The sequence below is a fragment of the Bradyrhizobium sp. USDA 376 genome, assembly GCF_054063675.1.
This window is the reverse complement of sequence record NZ_JBSSGN010000001.1, coordinates 6,603,993-6,628,969: the sequence shown is the minus strand read 5'-3', so window position 1 is coordinate 6,628,969 and position 24,977 is coordinate 6,603,993. Positions and strand designations below refer to the sequence as shown.

The window sequence follows — 24,977 nt, the reverse complement described above, 5'->3', positions numbered from 1 at the left end:
TGAAGCGGAGGGCATTGTCGGTGGCTGGCGATCACACAAATACAGCCGCCGGCAAATTCACCGCGGCATCTCGTCCAGGCCCCGCGGCAAAACTACACTGTATCGTTTTATTTGGCAAGCCGGGCGGAACTTCGGGGCCGCATCAAATGTGTCCCAGTCTGACGCATCGTGTGGGTCGGGCGGGTTGATCGGTCTCGCCCGGCACGCAATAAGCACGGCCATGAATCTTCCCAATACTGATCTACCCAATCATTTCGAACTGCTCGCCACCGATGGCGCCGCGCGTACCGGCCGCCTGACCACGCCGCACGGCGTGGTGCGCACCCCGGCCTTCATGCCGGTCGGCACCGCCGGCGCCATGAAGGGCATGCACTGGCGCGAGGTGCGCGAGGCCGGTGCCGACATCGTGCTCGGCAACACCTATCACCTGATGCTGCGGCCCGGCGCCGAGCGGATCGCCGCGCTCGGTGGCTTGCAGCGCTTCACCGGCTGGAACGGGCCGATGCTGACGGATTCCGGCGGCTTCCAGGTGATGTCGCTGGCGGACCTTCGCAAGGTCACCGAGAACGCCGTTACCTTCCGCTCGCATATCGACGGCGCCAAGGTCGAGCTGTCGCCGGAGCGCTCGATCGAGGTGCAGCGCTTCCTCGGCTCGGACATCGCCATGCAGATGGACGAATGCGTGCGGCTGCCGGCCGAGCGCGACGACATCGACCGCGCGATGCGGCTGTCGCTGCGCTGGGCCGAGCGCTCGAAGCGCGCCTTCGAGAGCGCACCCGAGGGCTACATGCTGTTCGGCATCGTGCAGGGCGGTGACATCCCGCAGCTTCGTCACGCGAGCGCCCAAGGCCTCGTCGAGATCGGCTTCCATGGCTACGCGATCGGCGGCCTCGCCGTCGGCGAGCCGCAGGAGGTGATGCTGGCGATGATCGACGAGACCGCGCCGATGCTGCCGAAAGAGCGCCCGCGCTATCTCATGGGCGTCGGCACGCCCGACGACATCCTCGAAGCGGTGAAGCGCGGCATCGACATGTTCGACTGCGTGATGCCGACGCGCAATGGCCGGCACGGCGTGGCCTTCACGCGTTTCGGCCAGGTGAATTTGCGCAACGCACGCCACGCCGACGATCCGCGTCCGCTCGATGAAGAGAGCTCATGGCCGTCGACGCGCAACTGCGCGCGCGCCTATCTCCACCACCTCGTCAAGGCGGGCGAGACGCTGGGGGCAATGCTGCTGTCCGAGATCAATATCGCCTACTACCAGTCCCTGATGCAGGGCATCAGGGACGCGATCGCGCGCGGGACGTTCGACGAGTTCTATCAGCGTACGCGGGAGGATTGGGCGAGGGGCGATATCGCCCCGCGCTGATCAACGTCAATTGCAGACGATCCGCTGCTTGACGGCGTGCTTGGTCACGAAACCGTAACCGCAATTGTCGCAGGTCCAGAGATAGCTGATCATGTGGTCAGAGACGTAGGCAGATGCTTCAGCGGCGACCATGGAGTCGGCGCAGACGGGACAGGTGGGCAACTCGCTGCAACGCGGATCGCGGTTCAGCGCGACGGTCGACATCACTTCAGCAACTGCTGACATCGTGGTGACCTCCCTGCTTTAAGACGTAAGTCTAACATAAGCAGAATCAGTTGACGAGGTCGCAACACAAATGCGTTGGTTTTCTGATAATTACGGCTCACGTGATTTTGCGATGCAGCGTATTTAACATGTGCCGCATTGTTGCTTGCGTGTCGCCGCAAGCTGTCTGTAACTGCGCAAGAACCACGATAGAAGCGCAATTGTCGCCACAGGGAGTTGATCATGGACGCATCGTCCAAGACGAGTGCAGCGCACCAACCCGGCCGCGGCCGGATCTACTCTTCGATCGTCGAGGCTTTTGGCGACACGCCGGTCGTTCGCTTGCAACGCCTGCCGGGCCAGCACGGGGTGAACGCGACGATTTTGGCAAAACTTGAATATTTCAATCCTGCCGCGAGCGTGAAGGACCGTATCGGCGCGGCCATGATCATCGCGATGGAGAAGGCCGGCATCATCAAGCCCGACACCGTGCTGATCGAGCCGACCTCCGGCAATACCGGCATTGCGCTCGCCTTCGTGGCGGCTTCGCGCGGTTACCGGCTCAAGCTGGTGATGCCGGAATCCATGTCGATCGAGCGGCGCAAGATGCTCGCCTTTCTCGGCGCCGAGCTGGTGCTGACCCCGGCCGCACAAGGCATGAAGGGCGCGATCGCCGCCGCCGAGGAGCTCTTGAAGACGACCCCGAACTCGGTGATGCCGCAGCAGTTCAAGAACCTCGCCAATCCCGAGGTGCATCGCCGCACCACCGCCGAGGAGATCTGGAACGACACCAGCGGAAATATCGACTTCTTTGTCGCCGGCGTCGGCACCGGAGGCACGATTACCGGCGTCGGCCAGGTGCTCAAGCCGCGCAAGCCGTCGTTAAGGGTGATCGCGGTCGAGCCGGAGGAGAGCCCGGTGCTGTCAGGCGGCCAGCATACGCCGCACAAGATCCAGGGCATCGGCGCCGGCTTCGTGCCTGACATCCTCGACCGCGCGGTGATCGACGAGATCGTGAAGATCAACTCGACCACCGCGATCGAGACCTCGCGCGCGCTGGCGCGGCATGAGGGCATTCCGGGCGGCATTTCCTCGGGCGCGGCGATCGCCGCCGCGCTCCAGATCGGCAAGCGGCCGGAAGCTGCGGGAAAAACCATTCTGGCGATCGTGCCGTCCTTCTCGGAGCGGTATCTTTCGACGGCCCTGTTTGAAGGAATCTAGCGCATGGCGGATCAACCGAGACGGCCGCGCACGCTTGGCGATGCCAGGACCGAAGCCGAGGCGGCGTTCAAGAAGGTGACGGCAAAGGTCGCGGCGCCGCCGCCCAAGCAAAACGCCGTGCCCGGCATCAAGCAGCAGGTCACGCTGCGCATCGATCAGGACGTGCTGGAGTTCTTCCAGGAGGGCGGCCCCGGCTGGCAGGACCGCATCAACGAGGCGCTGCGGAAGGCCGCGGGGAAGTAGCAGGCCCGTGAGGGAGACCAAACTGAAAAGCCCGGCGTGAGCCGGGCTTTTTGCTTGAAAGGTAGGCGTTGCCTCAGCGGCGGAACATGCCGCCCATCATGCCGCCGACGACACCGCCGACGAAGGCCGCACCGGCGGCATCGCCGGGGCTGCTGCTGCGCTGTTGAGGCGCCGGTGCCGGCGCGCTGCTGGCTGCGGGGGCGCTGGCACGTCGGGCCGCCTTCTGGCTGCTATCGCTTGCGGTCGGCGGGGTGGCCACGACCTCGGAGAGCAGGGCCTTGTGCTGAGGCTTGTTGAGGTAGCCCGACGAGGGATAGCCGCGCGCGGACTGCCAGCGCTTGAGCACCGCGCGGGTCTCGTCGCTGAAGACGCCGGTCTGCTTGGTGTCGAAGCCGAGCCCGGTGAGGCGACGCTGCACGTCGCGGCGCTGGTTCTTGTCGAGGCCGATCTGGTCCTCGGTGAGCTGAGAGGCCTCATCGGTAAAGGCTGCGGGATCGACGCCGGAGTTGAGCGTGCGGGTCGCGGTCGATGGGCCGCTCTTGATCGCCGCGAGGCGTGCCAGCGCCAGCGCCTTGAACTGACCGTTCGGATAGGCGGAAAGGTAGGCGTTGAGCTCTTCCGGCTTGTTGCTCTCCTTGACCGAGCGCCAGTATTCGAGCTCGACACCGTCCGAGCTCCCGTTCGCCGCCGGCACGATGCCAGCAGCGGTCGGTGCTGCATTGGCGACCTGGGTCGTCGGAGCCTGATTGAGATAGACCGCGCCGATCAGGTTGGTGTGGCCCCAGGGCAGCTGGCCCTTCCGGGTCTCTTCATTGACCTGGGCGCGCACCGACGTCATCGCCTGCTGGATCTCGACCCCGGGCCTGGTGATATTGTCGATCAGTGCGCGGGTGAACGGGCTGTTGTTGCCCTCCTGGCCGTCGAGCGCGGTCTGGCCCGGGCCGGTCGCGAACGCGATCAGCGTGCCTTCGCCGGACTTCATCTCTGCAAGGCCGCTCTGCACGTTGACGCTGCGGGTCGCCGAGTTCGACTTGATCTTGGCGGCGAACGGATTGTCGCGGCAGGCATCGAGGAAGACGAGCTTGACCTTGGCATCACCCATGGTCTGTTCGAGCGTCAAGTCGATGTTGATGGCGGCGCCCAGCTTGACGTCCATCTCCGTCTTGATGTCGGCATCGACCGGCAGCAGGTAGTTGGTGCCGCCGACGGCGATGCCGTGGCCGGCATAATAGAACAGCGCGATGTCGGAGCCCTGCGCCTTGCGGCCGAAGTCGAGCAGCTTCTCCGTCATCTGGTCGCGGGAGAGATTGGAGCCCTCGATCACCTCGAAGCCGACATTGCGCAGCGTCGCCGCCATCGCCTTGGCATCGATCGGCGGGTTCGGCAATTGCGCGACGTTCTTGTAGGAGCCGTTGCCGACGACGAAGGCGACGCGACGGTCGGCCTTCGCAGCACTGACCGACAGTGCCACGCACATCAGCGAGGCGAGCAGGGTGAGATAGCGCATTCTGAAATCCCCAGAATCGAATTGCAGGCAGCAACAAATTGGCAACGAACCTACACGAAGTGCCCGACTTCGCGCCACCAAAACGGCGGTACGTCGCGTTCAACCCGCTGCTGTGTGGCCGAATGTGCACGATGGAGGGGCTCTCCAACGTGATCCAAATCACACGGCCACTTCGTTTTGTCGCGCGAGGCGGCGTGAGGTTCACTACGCGCGAGCGGGAACCGGTGCCGGCTTCAAATTCAGGAGGTTGCCGCACAGGATCAGCGCCGCGCCGAGGACGGTCCAGGCGTCGAGCCGCTCCGAATACAGCAGCCAACCAGCGGTTGCGGTCAACGGAACCCGCAGGAAGTCCATGGGGACCACGATCGTGGCATCAGCATAGCGCATCGCGCTGGCGAGGCAGTAGTGCGAGAACGTGCCGCAGACGGCGATCACGCCGACCCAGGCCCAGGCATAGGCCGACGGCCAGGTCCAGACCAGCAGCGTCGGCACGAGGCCCGCGACCGACTGCACCACCAGCATCCAGAACAGGATCGACGCTTTCGGTGCGCGTCAGCGATTTCACCAGCGCCATCGACACGCCAAATCCCATGGCGGCCCCGAGCGCGAGGAGCTGGCCCGGATTGATCTCGCCGGTGGCCGGGCGCACGATCACGATCACACCGACGAGGCCGAGCACGATAGCGGCGATCTTCCACGGCGTCATGCGCTCGGCGAGGAAGCTCGCCGCGAGGATCGCGGTCCAGATCGGCATGGTGAACTCGATCGCCACGACCTGGCCGATCGGAATCAGCGTCAGCGCAAAGAACCAGCCGAGCTGTGCAACATAGTGCACGAGGTTGCGCGCGACGTGGTGTTGCAGGCGCGATGTCCTGAGCACTCTGAAGCCGCCGGCGCGATAGATGATCGGCGCCAGCAGGACGAAGCCCGCCAGCGACCGGATCTCCATGATTTCGAAGACGTTGAGCTCGCGCGTGGTCTCGCGCCCGGCCACCGCCATGATCAGCATCAGCGACAGCCAGCCGGCCATCCACAGTGCAGCCATCGTTTTGGACGGTGTCGTGCTCATTGCGGCGGATGCGGAAGGGTGGAATCCGAAGGGATGGCCGGTATCGGCGACATCGCCGCCGTTTGCAACGGCCAAATCTGCGGATGCAGCGATGCAGGACGGCGTGTTATGGCATCAGCGAACAACGAGAAAAGTCGGGAGATTAGCTCATGCGTATCTTGCAGCCGGCCGAGTGGAAAAAACCGCGCGGCTTTTCCCATGGCGTCGCGGTCGAGGGGCCGGGCCGATGGGTGGTGCTCGCCGGCCAGACCGGCGGCGACGAGGCGGGCAATTACGCGCCCGATATGGCGGCGCAGGTGGCGACCGCCCTGCAGCGGATCATCAAGCTGCTGGGCGAGGCCGGCGCGGGCCCCGAGCACATCGTCCGCCTGACCTGGTACCTGACCAGCCGCAGCGAATATGAGGCCGCGGGTGCCGGCATCGGTGCGGCCTGGAAGGAGACGCTGGGGCGCAATTTCCCGCCCTCGACGCTGCTCTATATCGGCGGGCTCGTGGACGACCGGGCCAAGGTCGAGATCGAGGTCACGGCGTTCGTGCCGGCCGCATAAAAAAATCGATCCGGCGAGGTCCGCCGGATCGATTGTCGTGTCACCCCGGTGTCTTACTTCGACATCGAGATGTTGGCGCCGCGGAACTGGCTGTCGGCGCGGATCGTGACGGTTTGCTTGTTGCCGCTGGTCCGGAGCGCGATATTGGCGTTGAAGCCGGCGGTGGAGGCGACCACCTCGAAGTTTCCGCCGCCGCCGCGACCCTGGAGCGCGCCGGAGATGTTGCGGCTGGCCTCGGACCAGCTGCCGGTGATCGCGTTGCCCTCGGCCCTGACGTTCGCCCCGAGGTTGAACTTGTAGGCGTCGCTGGCGCAGGTCAGCGACAGCTCCATGGTCGGTCCGATCGGAGCGTATTTGGCCCGGCAGCGGATCCGTTCGGTCGAGCCGTCATCCAGCGTGACGGTGCCGCCGCCGCTCCAGCTGCCCGCCATCGGGGCGAACGGGCCGGACTGGGCCTTGCTTTCAGAGTTGGCGAGGCCGGCCGCAAACAAAACGGCGGCCGCGATCAGCAGCCGCCGGTTCCGGGCGCGAGCCTCGATTGGTTTATTGGCGCGATGCTTCCCACCGCCCGCTGCACGGTATGCCTGCAGATGCTCCATTCCACTTCCCCGATCCGGCGTTGCCGTTGAGTTGACCGTTGGCATATGCACCATTGATCGAAACTTTCACAAGTCCCCCGCTACCGATGGTGCCGGAAACGTTAGCGCCGGGCGCGGTGATCTTGCCGTCGGCAACCGTCAGCATCGAGCTCGCAGTCGGCTCGCACGAACCGCTCTTGGTCACGATGGTGACCTGCCAGTTGCCGTCATAGGGGCTCTGGGCGAAGGCGGGAGCGGCGAGGGTGCCGGTGAAAACTGAAGCGGCACAGAACGCCACGATGCGAGCAAAACGCATGAATTCCGTCCTTGAGTATGTCTGATATGCTGTCGCTTATTCGGACAAAATGTGACGGAAATTTGTTGCGCTGCCAAATCGAAAATTGTTCCTGTGGAAACAATGGTTTATTTGCGTTTTTGGCTCCGATTTTTCAAGCAGAATCAATGCGCCCTCACGTTAAGGGTAAACGTCAGGAGAGACTCGGCGCCGAGGTCGCGAACTGTTCGTCCTGGACCTTGGACGGCAGCGCCTTGTGAACCTTGATATAATCGATCACGTCGGCCAGCAATTTGAGCCCGAGCGGGGCGAGCGCACGCTCCCAGAGTTCGCGGGCGGTCTCGCCCTTCTTGACGAAGCACCAGTCCTGCGCAGCGATGGCGCCGGCATCCATGCGGTCGGCGAGTTGATAGATGCTGCCGCCGGCGATCGGATCGCCTTCCTTGATGGTCCATTCCACGGCGGCCTTGCCGCGGTGACGCGGCAGCAGCGAGGGGTGGTAGCCGATCCCGCCATACGTGGCGGCGGCGAGCGCGTCCCTGCCGATCCGGGCATGGCTGTGTGCCGTGATGATCAGATCGGTGTCGGGAGCGATCTCGGAGGCCACGACCAGCTTCGGATTGGCCTGCACCACCACCTCGATGCCGGCCGCCTTGGCCGCTGCGGCCAGGCGATCCTCGGCGTCGGCCACGACGACCCGTGCGATCGAGACGCTGTGCTCCCGGAGCATGTTGAGAGTGGTCACACCGAAATGGCGGGAGCCGACGAGGGTAATGCGCATGGGGGTCCGATCCGTCTCGCAACTGCGTCATACCCCGATAACATGTCCGGCAGCCGTGTCACCATCCGCGGGCCGTTTGCGGCGGTTATCAACAATGCGCCGGGCGCGGGACACGCTGATTTCCGCGATTGCGCGACCGGTCGTTCCGGTGCTTCCATAGGCGCATTGCAGCCTGTCAGGAGCGAGAGCATGCGAAGCGCGTGGTTTTTTCTTCTCGCGACACTGATTGCGGCCGCTCCGGCCCACGCCGGCGGGCCGTACCCGGCAGTGCCGCCCGAGATCGGGGTGGCACCGTTTATCGGCCCGACCTGGGATGCCTATCGCTGTGCTGGAGGGCTGCCCTACAATTTCTACCACGGCGCCTATTATGGCGAGGAGCCGCCGGCGATCTATCGCGGCTACGCCTATCGGCCGTACTACCGCTACAGCGCCTATCGCAAATCGCCGCGGACATATTTCTGCGTCACGGATTAGCGTTGCCGGGCGGCCACGGTTGGACGGCAAATGGCGTCATGCGGGTTCCTGTGTTTCATTTCTGACAGAAGCGATCCCCGTCTGCCGCTAGAAGATGCCCCACCGGGGCTGGCGACATTTCAATCCGGATCCGTTTTCGAACCCGGCTTTGGCCGCTGGCGTCATCGCCAGCGGCTTTTTCATGCCGTGCGTCACGAAATCATCTGACGGTAATACGTTCTCAACCAGCTTGTCGTATCGACGAATCCGTCGCGGATTTGTATTGCGTACCGCGACACCGAAAATGTCCCGCCGGCGTGGGTACGCCGCGCGGGCCTTTTCGCCGGGACCGATTTCATGCCGAGCGCGATTGAGCAGATCGTGGACGCCTATGTGCGTCTGAAGAACCGTCGCGGCCTCGACGAGCTGATGATGCACAGGCAGCGGCTCGCGGTCGATCTGAAGAGCAGGTCCGGCTATGATTTCAGCCTGCCGATCGGCCAGATCGACGAGGAGATCGCGATCATCGAGGCGGGCCTCAGCCGGCTGAAGGCGGCGAATTCTACGGCAGCGTCGCGCGGCTCAGCGAGATGAACTCCTGCGCGGACTGAGGTGTTGCGCATCGTCGCTGGTCAATTCCGGTTCAGTTCATGCACGGTTCAGCCCTGCCATGTCTCTATCGGCACATCATTCCGTGGGACACGAATCCTGCTAGCTTGTCCCGGTGATTTGGAGGAGACGTCATGATCGAGCTTGCGCTGGCTGGCCTGATTGCGTTTGCAAGCGCGCCTGCGGCGTCGCCGGCGCCCATCGTGGAGCAGGTTCAGTTCCAAGGTGGTCCAGGCGGGCAATGTCCGCACGGCTATGATTTCAACCACTCGAACGGCCGCTGCTATCCCAACGACTATCATGCGCCAGGTTACTACAACAGGCCCGAGCCGACTTACCAAGGCCGTCGGGGCGGACTCTGTCCGGACGGTTACGACTACAATTATTCCAACGGCAATTGCTATCCGAACCGTGCGCGGGCACCCGGCATGTACGGGCAACCCGAATATGGGCGCCGCGGCGGACTTTGTCCCCACGGCTACGACTACAATTATTCGAGCGGACAGTGCTATCCGAACGGCGCACGCGTCCCCGGCATGTACGGGCGCTAGAGCATGATCCGGAAGAGATCATGCTCAGATAATGGACCCAAGGCGCGATGACGCGCTTCAGGACTTCCCGCCGTCGATCACCGTGAACAGCGGTCGGGCCTTGGTCGGCTCGACCAGCAGTTCGTCGACCATGGCACTCGCGGCCTCGACATATTTCCGCGTGGGCTTGTCCAGGGGACGCTGCGCCTCGTCGTCGAGCGCGACCTTGGCGGCTTCGACCAGCTTGCGCATGCGCTCGGCATGGTCGTCGCCTGCGGTCAGCGTCGCGCGCGCCAGCGAGCGCAGCACGAACAGCTCGCCCTCGAGGCGGAGCAGGCGGTCGTTGAGACGAGCGAGGACGGCGTTGAGGTCGGCCATGTCAGGTGTTCAGCGCAGAGGATCCGTCCCGATCTAGCGGCGATCGGTGAACGGAGTGCAAACGGCATGGGCGCAATTGGGCTGATCGTCCATATGTCGCGGTGCCGCCGTTGTGACCGGTCGTGACGACGCGAATGCGTGGGCACAGCATGGTTCCCGCACCACATGTCAGCCTGGGTGGACGTTCGGAGCCCATGCGATGCGGTTTATCCCGATTGTGATCCTCTTGATGTCGGCATGCTCGGCTGCCGCCGCCGCGCCGGCGCAGCACGCCCGCCGGCACCACCCCGTTGTCGTCCGTCCGTCCGAGGACGCGCCGGTACCGCCCGGCTGGTACAAATTTCCCGGGTGGCCGCCGATCCCGCCGTCGGAGAACAGGAATCTCGATCCCTCCAATTTCGGCGGAGGCTGATCGAAGCTACGCCGCGCTTCGCGCCAGATAGTCGCGCGCGAAGGCGAGGTACCAGTCGAGGCAGGCGGGGTTGGCCATCGCCTCCTTGTTGATGACCTTCTCGACGGGCTGGCCGAGCAACAGCTTCTTGATCGGCAGCTCCTGCTTCTTGCCCGACAGCGTGCGCGGGATCTCGGCGACTGCGAATATCTCATTCGGCAGGAAGCGGCGTGACAGGCCGGCCTCGATCGCCTTGTTGATCTTGGCCTGCATCGCGGCGTCGAGCGCGACGCCCTCGCGCAGCACCACGAACAGCGGCATGTAGCTGTCGCGGCCCAGATATTCGAGGTCGACGACGAGGCTATCGAGCACCTCCGGCAGCGCCTCGATCGCGGAATAGAGCTCGCTCGTGCCCATGCGCAGGCCGTGCCGGTTGATGGTGGCGTCGCTACGGCCGTAGATGATGCAGGAGCCGTCGGGATTGACCTTGAGCCAGTCGCCGTGCCGCCACACCGGTCCGCGGCCGCTACCGTCGAAATTATCCGGATAGGTCTCGAAATAGCTGGCGCGGTAGCGCGCACCGTCTTTGTCGTTCCAGAAATAGAGCGGCATCGACGGCATCGGCTCGGTGCAGACGAGCTCGCCGACCTCGTCCGTGACGGCGCGGCCCTGTTCGCTGAAGGCTTCGACGGCAGCGCCGAGCAGTCGGCACTGCATCGCGCCCGGCGTCTGCGGCAGTTCGCGGTTGCCGCCAATGAAGGCGCCGGCGAAATCGGTGCCGCCGGAGATGTTCGCCCACCAGATGTCGGTCTGCGCCTTGCTGCCGTTGGTTTTCGACAGGCCTGCGAAGCGCGCGTTGAACCAGGCTTGCGTATCGGCGCTGAGCGGCGAGCCGGTCGAGCCGAGGCAGCGCAGCCGCGACAGATCGCCGGCGGCGGCAAGATCGATCTCGGCCTTGGCGCAGTTGGCGAAGAACGCCGCGCCGGCGCCGAAGAAGGTCGCCTTCGACTGCGCCACGAAGCGCCACAGCGTGGTCCAGTCCGGCTTGTCCCGGGTGCCGCCGGGGCTGCCGTCGAAGATGCAGCAGGTGGTGCCGCCGAGCAGGCCGCCGACCTGGCTGTTCCACATGATCCAGCCGGTCGAAGAGTACCAGTGATAGCGCTCGCCGAAGGAGTTTGGGTGATAGGAGCAGCCGATGTCGTTGTGCAGGCCGAGCAGCGCCAGCACCACGATGACGATGCCGCCATGGCCGTGCACGATCGGCTTCGGCAGGCCGGTGGTGCCGCTGGAATAGACGATCCAGAGCGGATGATCGAACGGCAGCCAAATCGGCTCGAACGCGTCGATCGCGGCGCCCGTCCTTGCGAGGATATCGGAGAGCAGGGCGTCCCGCGCGGCAGGCGCGCCGGCTTCGCTGTGCAGGATGACGTGCTCGACGGTGGGGAGCGATCGCCGGAGTTCGGCCAGCACATCGTGCCGGTCATGGTGCCGGCCGGCATAGGTGACGGCGTCGCAGGCGATCAGCACTTTCGGCTCGATCTGCTTGAAGCGGTCGATCACGGCGGGCGCGGCCATGTCGGGCGCGCAGACGCTCCAGACCGCGCCGATGCTGGCGCTGGCGAGAAAACCGATGATGGTCTCGGGGATGTTGGGCAGATAGGCGGCGACGCGATCGCCCGACTTGACGCCGTTCTCCTTCAGATGCAGCGCGAGCGCCGCGGCCCTGCGCCGCAGCTCCGACCAGCTCGTCTCCCTGAGCTTGCCGTCCTCGCCGCTGCTGACGATCGCGGGCAGGCCGGCGGCATCGGCCGCCTCGACATGCCGGAACACCTGCCGGGCATAGTTGACCTGTGCGCCGGGAAACCAGACCGCGCCCGGCATCTTGCGCTCGGTAATCACGGCCTGGAACGGCGTCGGCGATTGAAGATCGTAATAGTCCCAGATGCTGCGCCAGAAGCCGTCGAGGTCGCGCACCGACCATTGCCGCATGTCCTCATAGCTCGCGAAGGCGAGGCCGCGCCGTTCGGCCAGCCAGTTGCGATAGAGGGCGATCTGCGGAACGAAAGGAGTGGTCATCGCGTATCGGCTTCGGTTGCGGAGAGGCGAGTGTAGCTCGCGCCGCAGACGAGCAGAAGCCATCGATCGTGTAGCCCGCGATGGCCGCCTTTAGCCTACCACTCCACGCCCGCCCAGCGGCGTCCGAACACCGGCGGCTTCGTCTTCACCGCCTGCCAGCCGAAGAAGTGATGCTTGCCGGACCAGCTGTGCACCACGCTGCTACAGATGCTGCACCTGAAGTGGCCGACATGCTCTTCGGCATGTTCTTCCCTTGTCGCGGTGTAGTTCATGCTGCAACCGGTGCAGGTGAATTCTTCGATCGTCCAGATGCTGTTGGCCATTGCACGCGTTGTTTCCTGGGACCTCGACGCAGGGTAGGAGCGGGCGTTTGCATCGGCGTAAACCGGCCCAGGGAAATCCGGTTAACCGCCGTTAGCCAAATCGCGCCGGGGTGCCACAGGTTCAGCCTCGGTCCGGCCCGGCCGCATGTCCCGGTCGATGCGCATCTGCACGCGCCGGATGGCGAGCAGCGGCAGCCTGCCTTGCACCCGCCCGGTGCGGACCCTGTCATCGATCGCGTAGGCATAGTGCCAATAGCCGGGAGCGCTGTTTGGCTTGATCGAAAAGCGGATGCCGCGGTGAATTCCCGCATGCTGATCGGGCTCTCGGGGGTGGTGCGGCATTGTCTCGGAATGCTTTTTCGGCCGATGCGTTCCTAATCCGGCGGTCGGCGGGTCCCGAGGGAGTGGGCGGTCGCCTTGACGCCCGCCCCGGGGCTGGCAATAACGGCTGCCCGTGCAAGTGCCGGAACCCACGTCGATGCCGCAAGGAAGGTCGTGCCCGTGAAAAGCCTCCGCCAGCTCCTCACGGGAGAGGACATCATCCAGCTCGTGATCCGGCTCGGCCTGCTCGCCCTGCTGATCATCTGGACCTTCCTGATCATCCGTCCGTTCGTGCCGATCCTGGCCTGGAGCGGCGTGCTCGCGGTTGCGTTCTATCCGGCATTCAGCTGGGTCGCCAAGATCCTCGGCGGACGCCCCAAGACGGCGGCGGCGATCCTCACCCTCGTCACGCTCGGTATCGTCATCGGCCCGGCGACCTGGCTCGGGATCAGCGCGGTGGACGGCGTGCGCGAGCTGGCGCACCAGCTCGGCACCGGCGATCTCGCGCTGCAGTCGGCGCCGGAGCAGCTCAAATCCTGGCCGCTGGTCGGCCCCTGGCTCTTTGAACTCTGGGACCAGGCCTACACCAACATCCGCGCAGTGCTGCGCGAGGTGGCGCCGTATCTTCAGCCGCTGGCGGGGCCGCTGCTGTCGCTCGCGGGCGATGCCGGCGTCGGTACGCTGCAGTTTCTGGTCTCGGTGTTCGTGGCCGGCTTCCTGTTCCCGCATGGGCCGCGGCTGGTCGCGGCCGGCCGCGGCTTCCTGTTCCGCATCGTGCCCGAGCAGAGCGAGCATTTCCTGTCGCTCGCGGGTGCGACCATCCGCGCCGTGGCGCAGGGCGTGATCGGCGTCGCGATCGTGCAGGCCCTGCTCGCCGGCATCGGCTTCAAGCTTGCGGCGGTGCCGAGCGCGGGCCTGCTCGCCTTCATCGTGCTGCTGCTCTCGATCGTGCAGATCGGCGCCTTCCTCGTGCTGCTGCCTGTCATCATCTGGATCTGGACCGCCAAGGACGTCACCACGGCGCTGGTGCTGACGGTGTTTCTGGTTCTGGTTGGCTTCATCGACACCATGCTGAAGCCGCTGGTGATGGGGCGCGGCCTGACCACGCCGACCATCGTGATCTTCGTCGGCGTGATCGGCGGCACGCTCGCCCACGGCATCGTCGGCCTGTTCATCGGGCCGATCATCCTGTCGGTGGCCTGGGAGATGATGATGGCCTGGATCAGGACGGAGGACCGGGCGGAGGCGGGGGCGGGCGCCGGCGAAGGCTGATATCGCGGCTCGAAAGGCGCAATCCTGCGCTCTCCTGTCGCCCCGGCCTGTCGGCCCGCAACCTGTGGTCAAGCTGCGCCCGAACTTGTCTATCCAACTAGACAAGTTACGATCAGGACGATTCTATTCTCGACTACGGCAGCAATGGCGAAGTCTTCCAAGCTGGTTGCCGCCAAGCGCGGCAAGGTATTGTTGGTCAGACGCCGGTCGGACGGCCTGTGGATGTTCCCGGGCGGCCGCAAACGCGCGCGCGAGTCCGAGAAGGACTGCCTGCGGCGGGAGATCAAGGAGGAGCTGCCCAAGCTGAAGCTCGGCAGGATCAGCCTCTGGAAGGAAGTGAAGGCCAGGAACAAGCGCTCCGGTCGCAAGATGAGCGATGCGATCTTCATCGCCAAGGGCGCCAAGGGCAGGCTGGCGATCGGCGACAAGAAGGAGATCGACCGCGCCGCCTGGCAGAAGCCGCGCGGCATCCGCCTGACACCGACCTCGCGCTACATCCGCGACCGCCTGTTTCCGAGGAAGCGGCAGCGCGGGTGAGCCAAAGCATGATCCGGAAAAGTGCGAAGCGGTTTTCCGGAAAGGTCATGCGTCAACAACAACCTAAAGCGCGATGACGATTCATCCAAATCTCAGCGCGCTTTAGTCCTCTCGCTCCGCCGATTGCGTCCGCCCGGCAAACGACCTCGACTGCGCCAGGCGCGACTCCGGCGCGGCGCGCCTCACCGCCTCGGCCTCGCGCTGCTCCTTGCGGACCTTGCGCGCATTGCGCATCGCGCGCTTGACGAAAGGGTGCTGGGAATCCTCGGCGAAGAACAGCACCACCTCGCAACTCGGGCACTGCCTGGAATAGCCGTCCTGCAACCGCGCGGCGCGATCGCGGAACACGTTCTTGCAGCGCGTGCACTGAATCTGGACGGAGCCCATGCGCGATCGACAATGACTGATGGAAATGATCGTCAGCTGATCGCAAATGTCTGAACAAAGCCTGAAGCCCTCTTGCGAATTCACCGCCAGCCTGCCGCAAGCCTATGCAGCGGACGCGAGCATGTCGGCGATGCTCGCGTCAGGCGCGCGGCGAAGCTAGTCCAGGCTCAGGCTATTGCAGGCTATTGCAGGCTATTGCTTGGCCGCCATCGACTCCAGGCAATGGTTGAGATAGGCGGTGCGATCCCGTGGCAGCACCTTGTCGAGATCCGCCTTGAGCGCGCATTCGCGCTGCCGCAGCTGCTCGGCCCGGCGCTTCTCGGCGGCTTCGCGGTATTCGGGAGAGACCTTGTTGGGATCGACCAGCGCTTGCGAGCGGGCGGGGGTGGTTGCAAGCAGGACGATGGCGGCGATGAAAATGAATGCTTTCAAATGAGCCTCCGTAAAAAGAGGCATCCTAGCGTGCGGCGTGCCAACGCTCAAATCGGAGCCCCGCGGTACCCCGTTCCGCCTCAGCTGCGCTGACAGGGCGTGTGAACCAGTTCACAAGCGCTCGACCAATTCGCTGCTATGAAGGCGTCATTGCTTGACCAAATCATTTTCCAACGAAACGCCCCGGCGTCCAAGCGCCGGGGTTTTTCGTGCTGGCGATGCAGTCCTTGATCGCATCAACCTTTGCCTCAAGTGAGGCACGATCCCACGCTGCCTTGTAAGGTTCGGCCGGGGCCCGGTTCCCCTTTGTGGATGCACGGAACGTTGCCGCGAGGCGTGCGTTCGCCGGGCAAATCCCATATGCATGGCGGCGCGTCGCCGAATCGAGACGAGGGCGGCGCGTGTTCAGTTGGCGGCGGTTTACGACCAGAAACGGATTCACGTGAGGCTTGCAAAGAAGGCGCGGGCGGCCAAGGCATCGCTAAAGCGGGCATCGCTAAAGACCAGGATATCGCCCAAGTCCAGGACATCGCTCAAAGCCAAGACGCTCAAGACCAAGGCATCGCTCAAGACCAAGGCATCGCCAAGGAAGAGCGAAGGGGCGCAGCGCGCCACGATTTCGTCGTCGTCGCCTCTCGGTTCGATGGCGCTTCATCTGCTTGCACAATGGAAGCAGTCCGGACCCAGCGGGATCGTGTTTCTCGCCGAGAACGAGAGCAGGGCGGAGCGGCTGGGCAGCGTCATTCATGCGCTCGATCCGTCGTGCGAGGTGCTGGTGTTTCCGCGGCTGAACACCTTGCCGTTCGATCAGCTCGAGCCCTCGCATGAGCTCGCAGGGCGCAGAGCCTCGGTGCTGCGGCGCCTCGCAAGATCCAAGAAGCCGCTGTTTCTCGTCTCGACCGCGGAGGCGGTGATGGAGCGCCTGCCGCCGCCGGCGAGCCTGTTGCGCCTCAGCGTCAGCTTGAAGGTGGGCGGCGCGTTTTCCGAGCGGGAGCTCGAGAGCCGCCTCGAATCCCTCGGATACGATCTCGACGACGAGCCGGACTATCCGGGCGGGGCGCTGTTTCATGGACAGACCTTCGAGATATTTCCCGCAGGCGCGCTCGGTCCGTTCCGCATCGAGCATTCTGATCGCGCGATCGACCGCATCGTGGCGTTCGATCCGAAAGAGCACGACATCATCTTCGAGACGAAGGAGCTCGTGGTCGATCCGATGTCGGAGCGGCTTGGCTTTGCCGGCAAGGGCGGCAAGCGCGCGAGCCTGTTCGACTATTGCGGACGCGCCAAATGGATCGCCGATGCAGGCGTCCCTTCGCACGCCGACGGCTGGCTTGATACGATCGAGGAGGCCGCGCCGCGTGCGGAGCGGGAGCGCGAATATCTCGGACGCCGCGACTGGAAGCAGCTCTCCAGGGGCATGAAGGTGTTGCCGCGGACGGCATCGTTCCAGGCCGTGCCCGAATTCTCGAAGCTGACATCCGCAAGGAAAGCGCTGCGCGGCTTCGTCGAGGAGACGCGGCGCGCCGGTTCGCGGCTGATCCTCGTCGCCGCGCAAGAGGACGATCTGCGCGTGATGGAGCGGATGAGCGGCGTCAAGGCACAGCGCTGCGAGGATTGGGACGAGGCGACGCGCGGGGGAAACGGCGAGGCGGCGCTTCTGGCCGATCTCGATGCGGGCTTCGTCGTGCCGGGGCGAAAGCCTCTCGTCGTCGTGACGGCGTCCGACGTGCTCGGCAGCCGCGCGCATCATGCGCAGCCGATGGCGCGCGCCTGGAGCGCGGCGTTCGATCATGCCGATGTGCCCGAGCAGGGCACGGTGGTCGTTCATCTCCAGCGCGGCCTTGCCGTGCTCGACGGCTTGCAGACCGTCAACACCGGCGGCGGCGCCATGCGGGAGATGATCCGCCTCAAGTTCGCGGGCGACAATGCGGTCCTGGTGCCGCCGACGGATCTCGCCTTGATGTGGCCCTACGCCGCCGAGCTCGGCAAGCTGGCGCTCGACAAGGCGGACGGCAGCACATGGTGGGCACGCCGCAGCGAGGCCGAGCGCGAGATCCAGATCGCCGGCAAGGTGCTCGCCAAGCACATCAGCCAGCGCCGGCGGCGGCGCGCGGAAAAGCTGGTGCCGCCGGGATCGGCCTACGAGAAGTTCGTCGCGCGCTTTCCCTACTTCACCACGACCGATCAGGCCAAGGCGATCCACGACGTGCTGGATGATCTTGCATCCGGTCACCCGATGGACCGGGTGGTCTGCGGCGATGTCGGCTTTGGCAAGACCGAGGTGGCGCTGCGCGCGGCGGCCGCCGTGGTGCTGTCCGGCAAGCAGGTGGCGGTCGCTGTGCCGACGACGGTGCTGGCCCGGCAACATGTCGCAACGTTCCAGAAGCGCTTCGCGCCGTTCGGTATCGAGGTCGGGAACCTGTCGCGGGCTACCTCCGGCGCGGAGCTGCGCGAGACCAGGGAGGGCCTGCGCAGCGGCCGCATCAAGGTCGTGATCGGGACGCAGGCGCTCACGGCGAAGGATGTGAAGTTTAGCGATCTCGGCCTCGTCATCATCGACGAGGAGCAGCATTTTGGCGCGGCCGAGAAGGCAAAGCTCGCCGGCCTTGCGAAGAATGTCCATGTGCTGATGATGAGCGCGACGCCGATCCCGCGGACGCTCGCCGCAGGCCTTGCCGGCTTCCGCGACCTCAGCGTGATCGCCTCGCCGCCGGTGCATCGGCTGCCGGTCGCGACCAGGATTGCGCCGTTGTCGGATGCGGCCATTGCCTCGGCGCTGCTGCGCGAGCAGCGTCGCCATGGGCAGAGCTTCCTGATCTGTCCGCGCATCCAGGATCTCGATCCGATGTTGGCGCGGGTGCAGGCAGTGGCGGGCGACCTGCGCATCGTCTGCCTGCATGGCAGGCTGGCGGCGGACGAGATCGACGACCGCATGATGAGCTTCGTCGAGGGCAGGGCCGACGTCCTGCTTGCGACCAACATCGTGGAGAGTGGCCTCGACATTCCCCGCGCCAACACCATCGTGGTGTGCTGGCCCGAAAAATTCGGCCTCGCCCAGCTGCACCAGCTGCGCGGACGGGTCGGCCGCGGCGGCATCCGCGCCTTCGCCCATCTCTTGACCGAGACGGCGTCCGGGCATTCCGAGAAGCGGCTGGCCGTGCTCGAGGAGTTCAGCCGGCCGGGCGCCGGCTTTGCCATCAGCGAGCGCGATCTGGATCTGCGCGGCGCCGGCGATCTGTTCTCGGAGCAGCAGTCCGGCCACGTCCAGGTGTTCGGGCCCGTGCTCTACAGCCACCTCCTGAAAATGGCCTCGGAGAAGATCGACGAGGAGCGCGCCGCGGTGTGGGTGCCCGACCTCAACCTGCCGGTCGGCGACATGCTGCCCGAGACCTATATGCAGTCCGAGCCGGTGCGGCTCGAGCTTTATGCGCGCGCCGCACGATGCAGCAACGAGGACGATCTCGACGACCTCGAGGAGGAAACCTCCCGCCGCTTCGGTCCCTTGCCGAAGGTCGCCCGCGATTTCTTCGCCGCGGCCAAGCTCAGGATCGAGTGCAAGCGACGCGGCATCATCCGCCTCGACGTCGGCCCTGGCGCGGTGGCTGCGACGTTCCTGCCCGGACGGTTGCGGAAATCGAGAGGAAAGTCGCTCCAGCGCGACGGCGACCGCGTCGTCTATCACAGCCCGGTGCGCGATGCGCCGTTCGAGCGGGTGGAGGAGCTGTTCGAGGTATTGGACGAGGGGTAGGGCGCTGCCCACCACACATACCCCGTAATCGGCCGGGGTGGGATGGGCCCGTCGGCCGGCCGGGCCGCTAACGTGGAATTAATCAGAAAAGCCTACAATTTTAGGCAGTTGTGTATGGGTGCTGCGTAAAGGAGGCGTCGCGACGACGTTCCGGCGACGGCTTCCTTTTGCTCGCTCATGAGGTCAATGCAGATGACCACGACGTCCGAAGCGCAAGGCCTTGTCGAACAACTCGACCCTGCCGCCCTTGCAGCCGCCGCAGCACCCGAACCCGTCGCCCCGGAAGCTCCTGTGCCGACCAAGCGGTCCAGCCGGAAATCGGTCCTGGCACTCTCGGTGTGTGCCCTGGCCATCAACGGCTCGGCGGCCATCTACACGTGGCCGTCCGAGCTTCCGTCGCTGAATGTCCGCAAGTTCGCTGAACTGTTTCCGCGTCCGGAATCGTCCGCGCCAAAGCCGGATCCGGTGGTCGCCGCCTTGAAGGATATCCAGTCGGCCCAGCAGCAGCACACGGCTTCGCTGCAGGAGAACAACGCCTTGGTGCAGCAAAATGCAGTTCTGCAGCAGCAGGATACATTGGTGCTCCTGTCCCTGCGACAGAGCATCACGGACGAACGGGTCGATGTAAGGAAGATATCTTCGCAGCTGTCCACGCTGATCGCGAAGGTCGACTCGCTGCAAAATGTGATGATGTCGGACGTCACGTCCTCCATTCGACGAGCAAATGCGCGCTATGGACTGTCCGCAACGATGCGCAGGCGGATGGCGCGGGAATCGAAGCCTATAGGGCCTGTAGGGCCTGTGTCGGTTGGAGGAGCTCCGCTGAGCGTGCCGGCTACGGCGTCGGCTCCGGAGAGCTGAAGGCGTCAACTCCCTGACTGAATAAGGTTGGCCGAGTGCAGTCCGTCACTTCGAGGCGTGGTCGATCTTGTGCTGCAAATGCCCGGTGTCGTGATCGCGACGTAATTGGCTCAGCGATGTCTCATTGAGCTGGAGCAAGACCTCGCTGAGCTGTGTCGTATCAGGATAGCCGGCCGCAAAACCCTTTCCGTAGATCTTGCGCAACGTGCCGACCAGCGTGCTGCCATGCTTCTTGCTGATCCCGCCATCCTTGTCCCGGTGGCGGCCATCCAGGCCATGTTCCTTCATGTGTTTCTCCCTGTGCGGCGTCTTGAGCGCCTGGAGAGAGCGTGCTCCTAAACGAGTTGATTGGCAACGGCATGGCCCGCGGCAGTTGAGCGTTGGTCCGTGCGGCCGCAACAGTGTTGCCGTCACGTGTCCATCGCTGAGCTGTGATGCCGCCTTGGATTGCGGCGGGATCGTTGACGCATCACATCAACCCGGGCGGCGTTCGATTGGAACTGGTACGATGCGCTCTGTTCTCGCCTTGGGTCTGTTGATTGTCCTGTGCACTGCTGCGAACGCTGCGACGGCGCATCGCTGTCGCACACATCATCCGCGCTATCCCGCGGTCGATCGTTTCGGCGCAGACGAAGATCCTCGGGCACGCTTCGCGGTTCCCGGCTGGAGCGATGAGGCAACGCAGCGCTGGCTGAACAGCGCCTCGTCCAATGTCGGCCGAGGCGGATAGCCACCGCGATCGGTTGCGTTGGCAGCCCGCGGCGGCGATCTGATGGGATGGCTGATTTCCGAATAGCGGAGGCGGAGTGGCTAGGCCGCCTGCTCTTCGAACGAGGTGTAGATCCGGCCGGTCGGATCGACGATCTGAACGTCCCAGCACCCGTCCTCGACAAGCTCTCTGGCCTTCTTGAGCGCGGCTGCGAGCGACAGCCGCTTGAGGCTGACGACGCCTGCCGTGTCGAAACCGCTGATTTCAAACATGCCGCTCCCTCCTGTTTTCTCGAATCCTACACCTTTCTAGCGGGTTGTCTCGCGGCGTTTTGGGGTAGGGCGGTTGGAGCGGTCAGGGTTGCGTAATCCGGGAATCGAAACCTGCGCTGGGTCCGAACTCAGGAGCGCGTATCTCAGGGGTTCTGTTTGCTCCTTCGACCGGGAACAGCGGGCAGCAAGCCGCGCGATGTTGCCGCCCGAACACGTCACCGAATGTGCTGAAACGAACAGATCAGCGCTTCGATCTATGAGTAAGCTCGCATCTGCTCGGCCTTGAGAGGCGAGCATCTCCAGCGGCCCCGGCCTACACCCCAAAAGCCCCCCCGGCCGGGGCCGTCTTGCGGCTCCGTCGATATCGATTAGCGGCGAGGGGCCTTCCCTAACGAGGACGGCCGCCCGGTGGCGGCCAAGCGCAAGGGTTACCGGGTCGGAGATGCCTTCCATCCATAGGACTGACGCGCGATCTGGCCAGTGACGTCGAGATCCTTCTCGTCAGAGAGGCGCCAGGCCGCCACCCCGAAGCAGACGGTCAGAACGACGGCGGCCACTAGCAGCAGCATCGATAGAAACTGGCTCACGCCTACACCCCTGAACGCGACGCATGAGCGGAGCGACCACGGAACGTCGATTCGGAAAATGCAGACGCGCTGACCCATCCCCGATTTTCCCCCATCACTCACACCGGACCCAAGGTGCTCACGATTCCAATCGTGATCGGGACCAGCGCCACGATGGTCCATAGGACGGGCGAGCTAGAGGAAAGGCCAGCGATCAGTAAGAGCTGGCCCCGCAAATTCGGACAGTAGCTTGAGTGGATTTTCTGCCTGACAGCGGCGAGGATTCTTGCTGCGAATCAGGAGCGAAGATGACGAAGAAGAGCCGCCGGACGCATTCTCCGGCATTCAAGGCGAAGGTTGCTTTGGCTGCGGTCAAAGGCGACAAGACACTGGCGGAGCTGGCGCAACTGTTTGATGTTCATCCGAACCAGATCACGATCTGGAAAAACCAGCTCCTGGAAGGCGCCGCCGGCGTGTTTGGGCATGACAAGACATCGGCCGAGACGCCGGTCGATTTGAAGGCGTTACATGCCAAGATCGGCGAGCTGGCGTTGGAAAACGATTTTTTGTCCGGCGCGCTCACCAAGGCGGGCCTGCTGAGCGCAAAGCGATGATCGACCGCGATCATGATCTTTCTATCGTGCGCCAGGCGAAGGTCCTGAAGCTGGCTCGCAGCACGGTCTACTATGAACCTCGGCCAGTTTCGGCCGAGGACCTTGCCTTGATGCGTCGGCTCGATGAGCTGCATCTCGATTATCCCTTCGCGGGAGCGCGTATGCTGCGATCGTTGCTGCGGCGGGAGGGCGTATACGCCGGTCGCCGCCACATCGCGACGCTGATGAAGCGCATGCGGATCGAGGCGGTCTATCGTCGCCCGAAAACGAGCAAGCCGGCTCCGGGTCACAAGATCTACCCGTACCTGTTGCGCGGATTGAAGATCGAGCGGCCCGACCATGCGTGGGCAATGGACATCACCTACATTCCGATGCGGCGTGGCTTCGTCTATCTCGCGGCGGTCGTCGATGTGTTCAGCCGACGGGTCCTGGCCCATCGCGTCTCGATCACAATGGAGGCGGCCTTCTGCGTCGAAGCGGTCCAGGAGGCGTTGGCGAAGCACGGCAGGCCCGAGATTTTCAACACGGATCAGGGCAGCCAGTTCACCAGCCTCGAGTTCACCGATGTGCTGCTGGACGCGAAGATCGCCATCAGCATGGACGGCAAGGGCGCCTGGCGCGACAACGTGTTTGTCGAGCGGCTCTGGCGCACGGTCAAATACGAAGAAGTTTATCTCCGCGCCTACGACAGCGTGTCCGAGGCGCGAGCGTCAATTGCCAAGTATCTGGCCTTCTACAATCAGGGACGCCCTCACTCGAGCCTTGACGGGCGCACGCCCGACGAGGCTTACTTCGGCACGCAAGCTATGGTGATGGCCGCATGACCGTCGCCGACGGTTTTGTCGTCGCTCTGGTCGGGCTACGCCCTCCCGACGCAACGACAAAACCGTAAAGCCCCGCGTTCAGCATAACCCGGCAGGAATCCACTTAAATCCAGCGGGGCGCTGTCCAAACAACCGGGGCCAGCTCTGTATCCAGGCACCGAAACCCAGGAGGAGCGTCGAGATGGCATAGGCAACGACTTTTTCCATCGTTCGATCCACGAGCAACACAGGATCAATTGCGACTGTAAGATTCCCCGCGTGTGGGAACGTTCCTATGCGCCGCGGCGAGCGCGGTGGATGGAGCTGGAGGGGCGGTGCATCAACACGCTTGAGCGCGCCGATGTTCATCACCCGACCGGCGATGAAGGCGCTCTCTCACGTTTGTCTATCGAGTAGCCAGGGTGAAAGTCAGGTCTCGACCTCGAACATGAAGGATCTGATCATTCCCCGGATCAGGGCGCAAACGCCTGCTGGGTCGGCAATCGAAACCTGTCGGGGCAGACGCTGCGAGGAGTCCAAAACCTAGGGGTAGATAGGTTTTGATTGGATCCGAGCGACCCTCGGACGCTGACCCGATTTTTGCTGTCATCGATGCGGCCTGGGCAGCACAAGCCGAGAGCAAGCGGCGGCGGCGCGCCGGGCACATAGGAGGCTGCCGCTGGGCTGCGCAGTAAGATCGGAGCCCACCGGTTTATGCTGGCGGGTCTGAGCGCTCTAGTAGCGGTCGTAATACCCTGGTGCGTGCCTATGTCGGTGGGGTCGGTAATAGCCGTCACCGTAGCCGTATGGGGCGTAACGAGGTCTCGCGTAGGTGCCGGGGGCGCGATAGTCGTTCGGATAGCAGCGACCGTTGGAATAGTTGAAGTCGTAGCCATGCGGACACGAGCCGCCTCTTCCCGGGAATTGGACTTGTTGAGCTTGAGCTTCCTGGGCAGGCACCGCCGGCATTGGCCCAAGGGCGGCCAGCGCCAGTATCACAGCTTGAATAAGCACCGTTTCTCTCCCTCTTGATCATCCATAACGAAGGGCAAGGAAGCGAGTTCCTGCGATCGTGGTTATAGGACGCTGACGCACAACGGCCATTGAACGGAACATTCACTTGCCGTTCAGCCGTTCCCGCTGGCGGGCCTCTTGACGACAGCCCATGCGGGAGTCTGATCCGCGCCGATGGGGCAGCATCAGCATGACATCGACGAACTCGAGCGCATGGAGCGCATCTGCCAAGAGCTAGCAGGGAAGGCGACCATGCTGGAGGAGTGCGGCGGTTGAATTATAAACGGCCCCAATTGGGGGCCGCCAACCCGCTGATGGGGTTTTCCTCCAGCAGTCGGGGGGGCACCTTTCGTGCTGGGGCATCATAGAGATGCGCTGCTAGGCTGATAGTTCCTGGGCCAACTGAGGCGGCCTTACTGCTTTCGCAGCGCGTAGGGTGGGTTGAGCTCTTGCGAAACCCATCGCCGGCAATCGGTCGGTCGCTCCGCGGCCCTTTGTGGATTGTTCCGACAATCGATCGCGGATCGCAGTGGCGCTGATCGCAACGAGTGATTGGTTTCGCAAGAACTCAACCCATCCTACGCACTCTGCATCGGATCCTCGAATGGCCGCCCCCAGCCGCGTTCGGTCATTTGTTACGCAAGAGTTTGCTGTTCCTGTCCGTAACAGTACTGGCAATGTTGTGAAGCGAACAGAACGCGCTTCGGTCTGTGAGTAGGCTCGAAGTCGCTTGAGCTTCCCCAAGGTCCAAGCACCCCACGGCCCCGGCCTCAACGCCCACCACGAAACCCCAGCCGGGGCCGTTTTTCTCCCGCTATCGATATCCCAACGCCGCGTCGGCAGCCCAGCCCAATTGAAGTCCGGCC

The 24,977-nt window shown here is 64.2% G+C and carries 27 protein-coding genes and 1 pseudogene; 13 read left to right on the top strand and 15 right to left on the bottom strand.

Annotated features, from left to right (window positions below; translation table 11 throughout):
• Positions 1–220: 220 nt before the first annotated feature.
• On the top strand, positions 221–1,369 hold the full coding sequence (tgt, locus tag ACVJ19_RS30830) for a tRNA guanosine(34) transglycosylase Tgt (protein ID WP_456739473.1): 1,149 nt from the start codon (positions 221–223) through the stop codon (positions 1,367–1,369).
• A 6-nt stretch (positions 1,370–1,375) separates the two neighbouring features.
• On the opposite strand, the gene ACVJ19_RS30825 is transcribed toward tgt, so the two are convergent.
• Positions 1,376–1,594, bottom strand: coding sequence for a hypothetical protein (locus tag ACVJ19_RS30825; protein ID WP_018642135.1), 219 nt, complete (start codon positions 1,592–1,594; stop codon positions 1,376–1,378).
• A 222-nt stretch (positions 1,595–1,816) separates the two neighbouring features.
• Between ACVJ19_RS30825 and cysK the strand changes: the two genes are divergently transcribed.
• The gene (cysK, locus tag ACVJ19_RS30820; RefSeq protein WP_453952909.1) at positions 1,817–2,794 is read left to right on the top strand and encodes a cysteine synthase A; all 978 of its coding nucleotides are present in this window, start codon (positions 1,817–1,819) and stop codon (positions 2,792–2,794) included.
• 3 nt (positions 2,795–2,797) lie between these two features.
• The gene (locus tag ACVJ19_RS30815; protein WP_453952908.1) at positions 2,798–3,037 is read left to right on the top strand and encodes a BrnA antitoxin family protein; all 240 of its coding nucleotides are present in this window, start codon (positions 2,798–2,800) and stop codon (positions 3,035–3,037) included.
• Between the two features lie 73 nt (positions 3,038–3,110).
• Here ACVJ19_RS30815 and ACVJ19_RS30810 read toward each other — a convergent pair whose 3' ends face one another.
• Together ACVJ19_RS30810 and ACVJ19_RS30805 are read right to left on the bottom strand one after the other, a co-directional pair.
• Complete coding sequence (locus ACVJ19_RS30810; protein WP_453952907.1) at positions 3,111–4,544, bottom strand: caspase family protein; 1,434 nt, start codon at positions 4,542–4,544, stop codon at positions 3,111–3,113.
• Between the two features lie 204 nt (positions 4,545–4,748).
• A pseudogene (locus tag ACVJ19_RS30805) lies at positions 4,749–5,613 on the bottom strand (DMT family transporter).
• A 149-nt stretch (positions 5,614–5,762) separates the two neighbouring features.
• On the opposite strand from ACVJ19_RS30805, the gene ACVJ19_RS30800 reads away from it, so the two are divergent.
• Complete coding sequence (locus ACVJ19_RS30800; RefSeq protein ID WP_453952906.1) at positions 5,763–6,161, top strand: RidA family protein; 399 nt, start codon at positions 5,763–5,765, stop codon at positions 6,159–6,161.
• A gap of 53 nt (positions 6,162–6,214) precedes the next feature.
• On the opposite strand, the gene ACVJ19_RS30795 is transcribed toward ACVJ19_RS30800, so the two are convergent.
• The 3 genes from ACVJ19_RS30795 to ACVJ19_RS30785 all read right to left on the bottom strand — a co-directional run bounded on the left by ACVJ19_RS30795 (position 6,215) and on the right by ACVJ19_RS30785 (position 7,815).
• Positions 6,215–6,760, bottom strand: a complete 546-nt coding sequence (locus ACVJ19_RS30795; RefSeq protein WP_453952905.1) for a hypothetical protein — start codon at positions 6,758–6,760, stop codon at positions 6,215–6,217.
• Entirely contained in the window at positions 6,705–7,055 is a 351-nt protein-coding gene (locus tag ACVJ19_RS30790) for a hypothetical protein (protein WP_453952904.1), read from the bottom strand. Before ACVJ19_RS30790 ends, ACVJ19_RS30795 begins: the two co-directional genes overlap by 56 nt.
• 172 nt (positions 7,056–7,227) lie before the next feature.
• A complete protein-coding gene (locus ACVJ19_RS30785; protein WP_453952903.1) occupies positions 7,228–7,815 on the bottom strand; it encodes a formyltransferase family protein in 588 nt (195 codons plus the stop codon).
• Between the two features lie 285 nt (positions 7,816–8,100).
• On the opposite strand from ACVJ19_RS30785, the gene ACVJ19_RS30780 reads away from it, so the two are divergent.
• From ACVJ19_RS30780 to ACVJ19_RS30770, 3 genes are all read left to right on the top strand, one after another.
• Positions 8,101–8,289 (top strand): hypothetical protein, encoded by a 189-nt coding sequence (locus ACVJ19_RS30780; RefSeq protein ID WP_456739472.1) that lies wholly within the window; start codon positions 8,101–8,103, stop codon positions 8,287–8,289.
• Between the two features lie 336 nt (positions 8,290–8,625).
• A complete protein-coding gene (locus ACVJ19_RS30775; RefSeq protein ID WP_453952901.1) occupies positions 8,626–8,862 on the top strand; it encodes a hypothetical protein in 237 nt (78 codons plus the stop codon).
• A gap of 149 nt (positions 8,863–9,011) precedes the next feature.
• Positions 9,012–9,428, top strand: coding sequence for a hypothetical protein (locus tag ACVJ19_RS30770; RefSeq protein ID WP_453952900.1), 417 nt, complete (start codon positions 9,012–9,014; stop codon positions 9,426–9,428).
• A gap of 57 nt (positions 9,429–9,485) precedes the next feature.
• Here the strand turns inward: ACVJ19_RS30770 and ACVJ19_RS30765 are convergent, their stop codons facing one another.
• Entirely contained in the window at positions 9,486–9,785 is a 300-nt protein-coding gene (locus tag ACVJ19_RS30765) for a hypothetical protein (RefSeq protein ID WP_080138495.1), read from the bottom strand.
• 199 nt (positions 9,786–9,984) lie between these two features.
• Here ACVJ19_RS30765 and ACVJ19_RS30760 point away from each other — a divergent pair, with 199 nt between their 5' ends.
• A complete protein-coding gene (locus ACVJ19_RS30760; protein ID WP_453952899.1) occupies positions 9,985–10,197 on the top strand; it encodes a hypothetical protein in 213 nt (70 codons plus the stop codon).
• 6 nt (positions 10,198–10,203) lie between these two features.
• Here the strand turns inward: ACVJ19_RS30760 and ACVJ19_RS30755 are convergent, their stop codons facing one another.
• The 3 genes from ACVJ19_RS30755 to ACVJ19_RS30745 all read right to left on the bottom strand — a co-directional run bounded on the left by ACVJ19_RS30755 (position 10,204) and on the right by ACVJ19_RS30745 (position 12,917).
• A complete protein-coding gene (locus ACVJ19_RS30755; RefSeq protein ID WP_453952898.1) occupies positions 10,204–12,252 on the bottom strand; it encodes an acetoacetate--CoA ligase in 2,049 nt (682 codons plus the stop codon).
• A gap of 95 nt (positions 12,253–12,347) precedes the next feature.
• Positions 12,348–12,575 (bottom strand): hypothetical protein, encoded by a 228-nt coding sequence (locus ACVJ19_RS30750; RefSeq protein WP_453952897.1) that lies wholly within the window; start codon positions 12,573–12,575, stop codon positions 12,348–12,350.
• A gap of 81 nt (positions 12,576–12,656) precedes the next feature.
• Positions 12,657–12,917, bottom strand: coding sequence for a hypothetical protein (locus ACVJ19_RS30745; RefSeq protein WP_453952896.1), 261 nt, complete (start codon positions 12,915–12,917; stop codon positions 12,657–12,659).
• A gap of 153 nt (positions 12,918–13,070) precedes the next feature.
• On the opposite strand from ACVJ19_RS30745, the gene ACVJ19_RS30740 reads away from it, so the two are divergent.
• On the top strand, positions 13,071–14,168 hold the full coding sequence (locus ACVJ19_RS30740; RefSeq protein ID WP_453952895.1) for an AI-2E family transporter: 1,098 nt from the start codon (positions 13,071–13,073) through the stop codon (positions 14,166–14,168).
• Between the two features lie 144 nt (positions 14,169–14,312).
• On the top strand, positions 14,313–14,705 hold the full coding sequence (locus ACVJ19_RS30735) for an NUDIX hydrolase (protein WP_453952894.1): 393 nt from the start codon (positions 14,313–14,315) through the stop codon (positions 14,703–14,705).
• A gap of 102 nt (positions 14,706–14,807) precedes the next feature.
• Here the strand turns inward: ACVJ19_RS30735 and ACVJ19_RS30730 are convergent, their stop codons facing one another.
• Positions 14,808–15,092, bottom strand: coding sequence for a hypothetical protein (locus ACVJ19_RS30730; protein WP_456739471.1), 285 nt, complete (start codon positions 15,090–15,092; stop codon positions 14,808–14,810).
• A 192-nt stretch (positions 15,093–15,284) separates the two neighbouring features.
• Positions 15,285–15,524 carry a hypothetical protein gene (locus ACVJ19_RS30725; protein ID WP_453952892.1) on the bottom strand — a complete coding sequence of 80 codons (240 nt, stop codon included), beginning with the start codon at positions 15,522–15,524 and terminating at the stop codon, positions 15,285–15,287.
• A 442-nt stretch (positions 15,525–15,966) separates the two neighbouring features.
• Between ACVJ19_RS30725 and ACVJ19_RS30720 the strand changes: the two genes are divergently transcribed.
• Positions 15,967–19,272: a DEAD/DEAH box helicase gene (locus ACVJ19_RS30720; protein WP_453952891.1), complete on the top strand. Its 3,306-nt coding sequence runs from the start codon at positions 15,967–15,969 to the stop codon at positions 19,270–19,272.
• Between the two features lie 186 nt (positions 19,273–19,458).
• The gene (locus tag ACVJ19_RS30715) at positions 19,459–20,133 is read left to right on the top strand and encodes a hypothetical protein (protein WP_453952890.1); all 675 of its coding nucleotides are present in this window, start codon (positions 19,459–19,461) and stop codon (positions 20,131–20,133) included.
• A 45-nt stretch (positions 20,134–20,178) separates the two neighbouring features.
• On the opposite strand, the gene ACVJ19_RS30710 is transcribed toward ACVJ19_RS30715, so the two are convergent.
• The 3 genes from ACVJ19_RS30710 to ACVJ19_RS30700 form a co-directional block, all read right to left on the bottom strand.
• Positions 20,179–20,421, bottom strand: coding sequence for a hypothetical protein (locus ACVJ19_RS30710; protein WP_018642113.1), 243 nt, complete (start codon positions 20,419–20,421; stop codon positions 20,179–20,181).
• A 522-nt stretch (positions 20,422–20,943) separates the two neighbouring features.
• Positions 20,944–21,114, bottom strand: coding sequence for a hypothetical protein (locus ACVJ19_RS30705; RefSeq protein ID WP_235546311.1), 171 nt, complete (start codon positions 21,112–21,114; stop codon positions 20,944–20,946).
• Positions 21,115–21,542: 428 nt separating this feature from the next.
• A complete protein-coding gene (locus ACVJ19_RS30700) occupies positions 21,543–21,701 on the bottom strand; it encodes a hypothetical protein (protein ID WP_453952889.1) in 159 nt (52 codons plus the stop codon).
• Between the two features lie 287 nt (positions 21,702–21,988).
• On the opposite strand from ACVJ19_RS30700, the gene ACVJ19_RS30695 reads away from it, so the two are divergent.
• Positions 21,989–23,118 (top strand): IS3-like element ISRj2 family transposase gene (locus tag ACVJ19_RS30695; RefSeq protein WP_453947781.1). Its coding sequence is split into 2 segments (ribosomal slippage): positions 21,989–22,241 and positions 22,241–23,118, totalling 1,131 coding nucleotides; the frame shifts between segments, so codons are not numbered across the junction.
• Positions 23,119–24,977 lie beyond the last annotated feature (1,859 nt).

Excerpts from the sequence above, each read along its gene's own strand:
- ACVJ19_RS30825 (WP_018642135.1), bottom strand. The coding sequence starts at position 1,594 with ATGTCAGCAGTTGCTGAAGTGATGTCGACCGTCGCGCTGAACCGCGAT.
- ACVJ19_RS30770 (WP_453952900.1), top strand. The coding sequence starts at position 9,012 with ATGATCGAGCTTGCGCTGGCTGGCCTGATTGCGTTTGCAAGCGCGCCT.
- ACVJ19_RS30730 (WP_456739471.1), bottom strand. The coding sequence starts at position 15,092 with ATGGGCTCCGTCCAGATTCAGTGCACGCGCTGCAAGAACGTGTTCCGC.
- ACVJ19_RS30765 (WP_080138495.1), bottom strand. The coding sequence starts at position 9,785 with ATGGCCGACCTCAACGCCGTCCTCGCTCGTCTCAACGACCGCCTGCTC.
- ACVJ19_RS30760 (WP_453952899.1), top strand. The coding sequence starts at position 9,985 with ATGCGGTTTATCCCGATTGTGATCCTCTTGATGTCGGCATGCTCGGCT.
- ACVJ19_RS30710 (WP_018642113.1), bottom strand. The coding sequence starts at position 20,421 with ATGAAGGAACATGGCCTGGATGGCCGCCACCGGGACAAGGATGGCGGG.
- ACVJ19_RS30775 (WP_453952901.1), top strand. The coding sequence starts at position 8,626 with ATGCCGAGCGCGATTGAGCAGATCGTGGACGCCTATGTGCGTCTGAAG.
- ACVJ19_RS30800 (WP_453952906.1), top strand. The coding sequence starts at position 5,763 with ATGCGTATCTTGCAGCCGGCCGAGTGGAAAAAACCGCGCGGCTTTTCC.
- ACVJ19_RS30790 (WP_453952904.1), bottom strand. The coding sequence starts at position 7,055 with ATGCGTTTTGCTCGCATCGTGGCGTTCTGTGCCGCTTCAGTTTTCACC.
- tgt (WP_456739473.1), top strand. The coding sequence starts at position 221 with ATGAATCTTCCCAATACTGATCTACCCAATCATTTCGAACTGCTCGCC.
- ACVJ19_RS30785 (WP_453952903.1), bottom strand. The coding sequence starts at position 7,815 with ATGCGCATTACCCTCGTCGGCTCCCGCCATTTCGGTGTGACCACTCTC.
- ACVJ19_RS30705 (WP_235546311.1), bottom strand. The coding sequence starts at position 21,114 with ATGTTTGAAATCAGCGGTTTCGACACGGCAGGCGTCGTCAGCCTCAAG.
- ACVJ19_RS30750 (WP_453952897.1), bottom strand. The coding sequence starts at position 12,575 with ATGGCCAACAGCATCTGGACGATCGAAGAATTCACCTGCACCGGTTGC.
- ACVJ19_RS30715 (WP_453952890.1), top strand. The coding sequence starts at position 19,459 with ATGCAGATGACCACGACGTCCGAAGCGCAAGGCCTTGTCGAACAACTC.
- ACVJ19_RS30735 (WP_453952894.1), top strand. The coding sequence starts at position 14,313 with ATGGCGAAGTCTTCCAAGCTGGTTGCCGCCAAGCGCGGCAAGGTATTG.
- cysK (WP_453952909.1), top strand. The coding sequence starts at position 1,817 with ATGGACGCATCGTCCAAGACGAGTGCAGCGCACCAACCCGGCCGCGGC.
- ACVJ19_RS30755 (WP_453952898.1), bottom strand. The coding sequence starts at position 12,252 with ATGACCACTCCTTTCGTTCCGCAGATCGCCCTCTATCGCAACTGGCTG.
- ACVJ19_RS30795 (WP_453952905.1), bottom strand. The coding sequence starts at position 6,760 with ATGGAGCATCTGCAGGCATACCGTGCAGCGGGCGGTGGGAAGCATCGC.
- ACVJ19_RS30815 (WP_453952908.1), top strand. The coding sequence starts at position 2,798 with ATGGCGGATCAACCGAGACGGCCGCGCACGCTTGGCGATGCCAGGACC.
- ACVJ19_RS30810 (WP_453952907.1), bottom strand. The coding sequence starts at position 4,544 with ATGCGCTATCTCACCCTGCTCGCCTCGCTGATGTGCGTGGCACTGTCG.
- ACVJ19_RS30745 (WP_453952896.1), bottom strand. The coding sequence starts at position 12,917 with ATGCCGCACCACCCCCGAGAGCCCGATCAGCATGCGGGAATTCACCGC.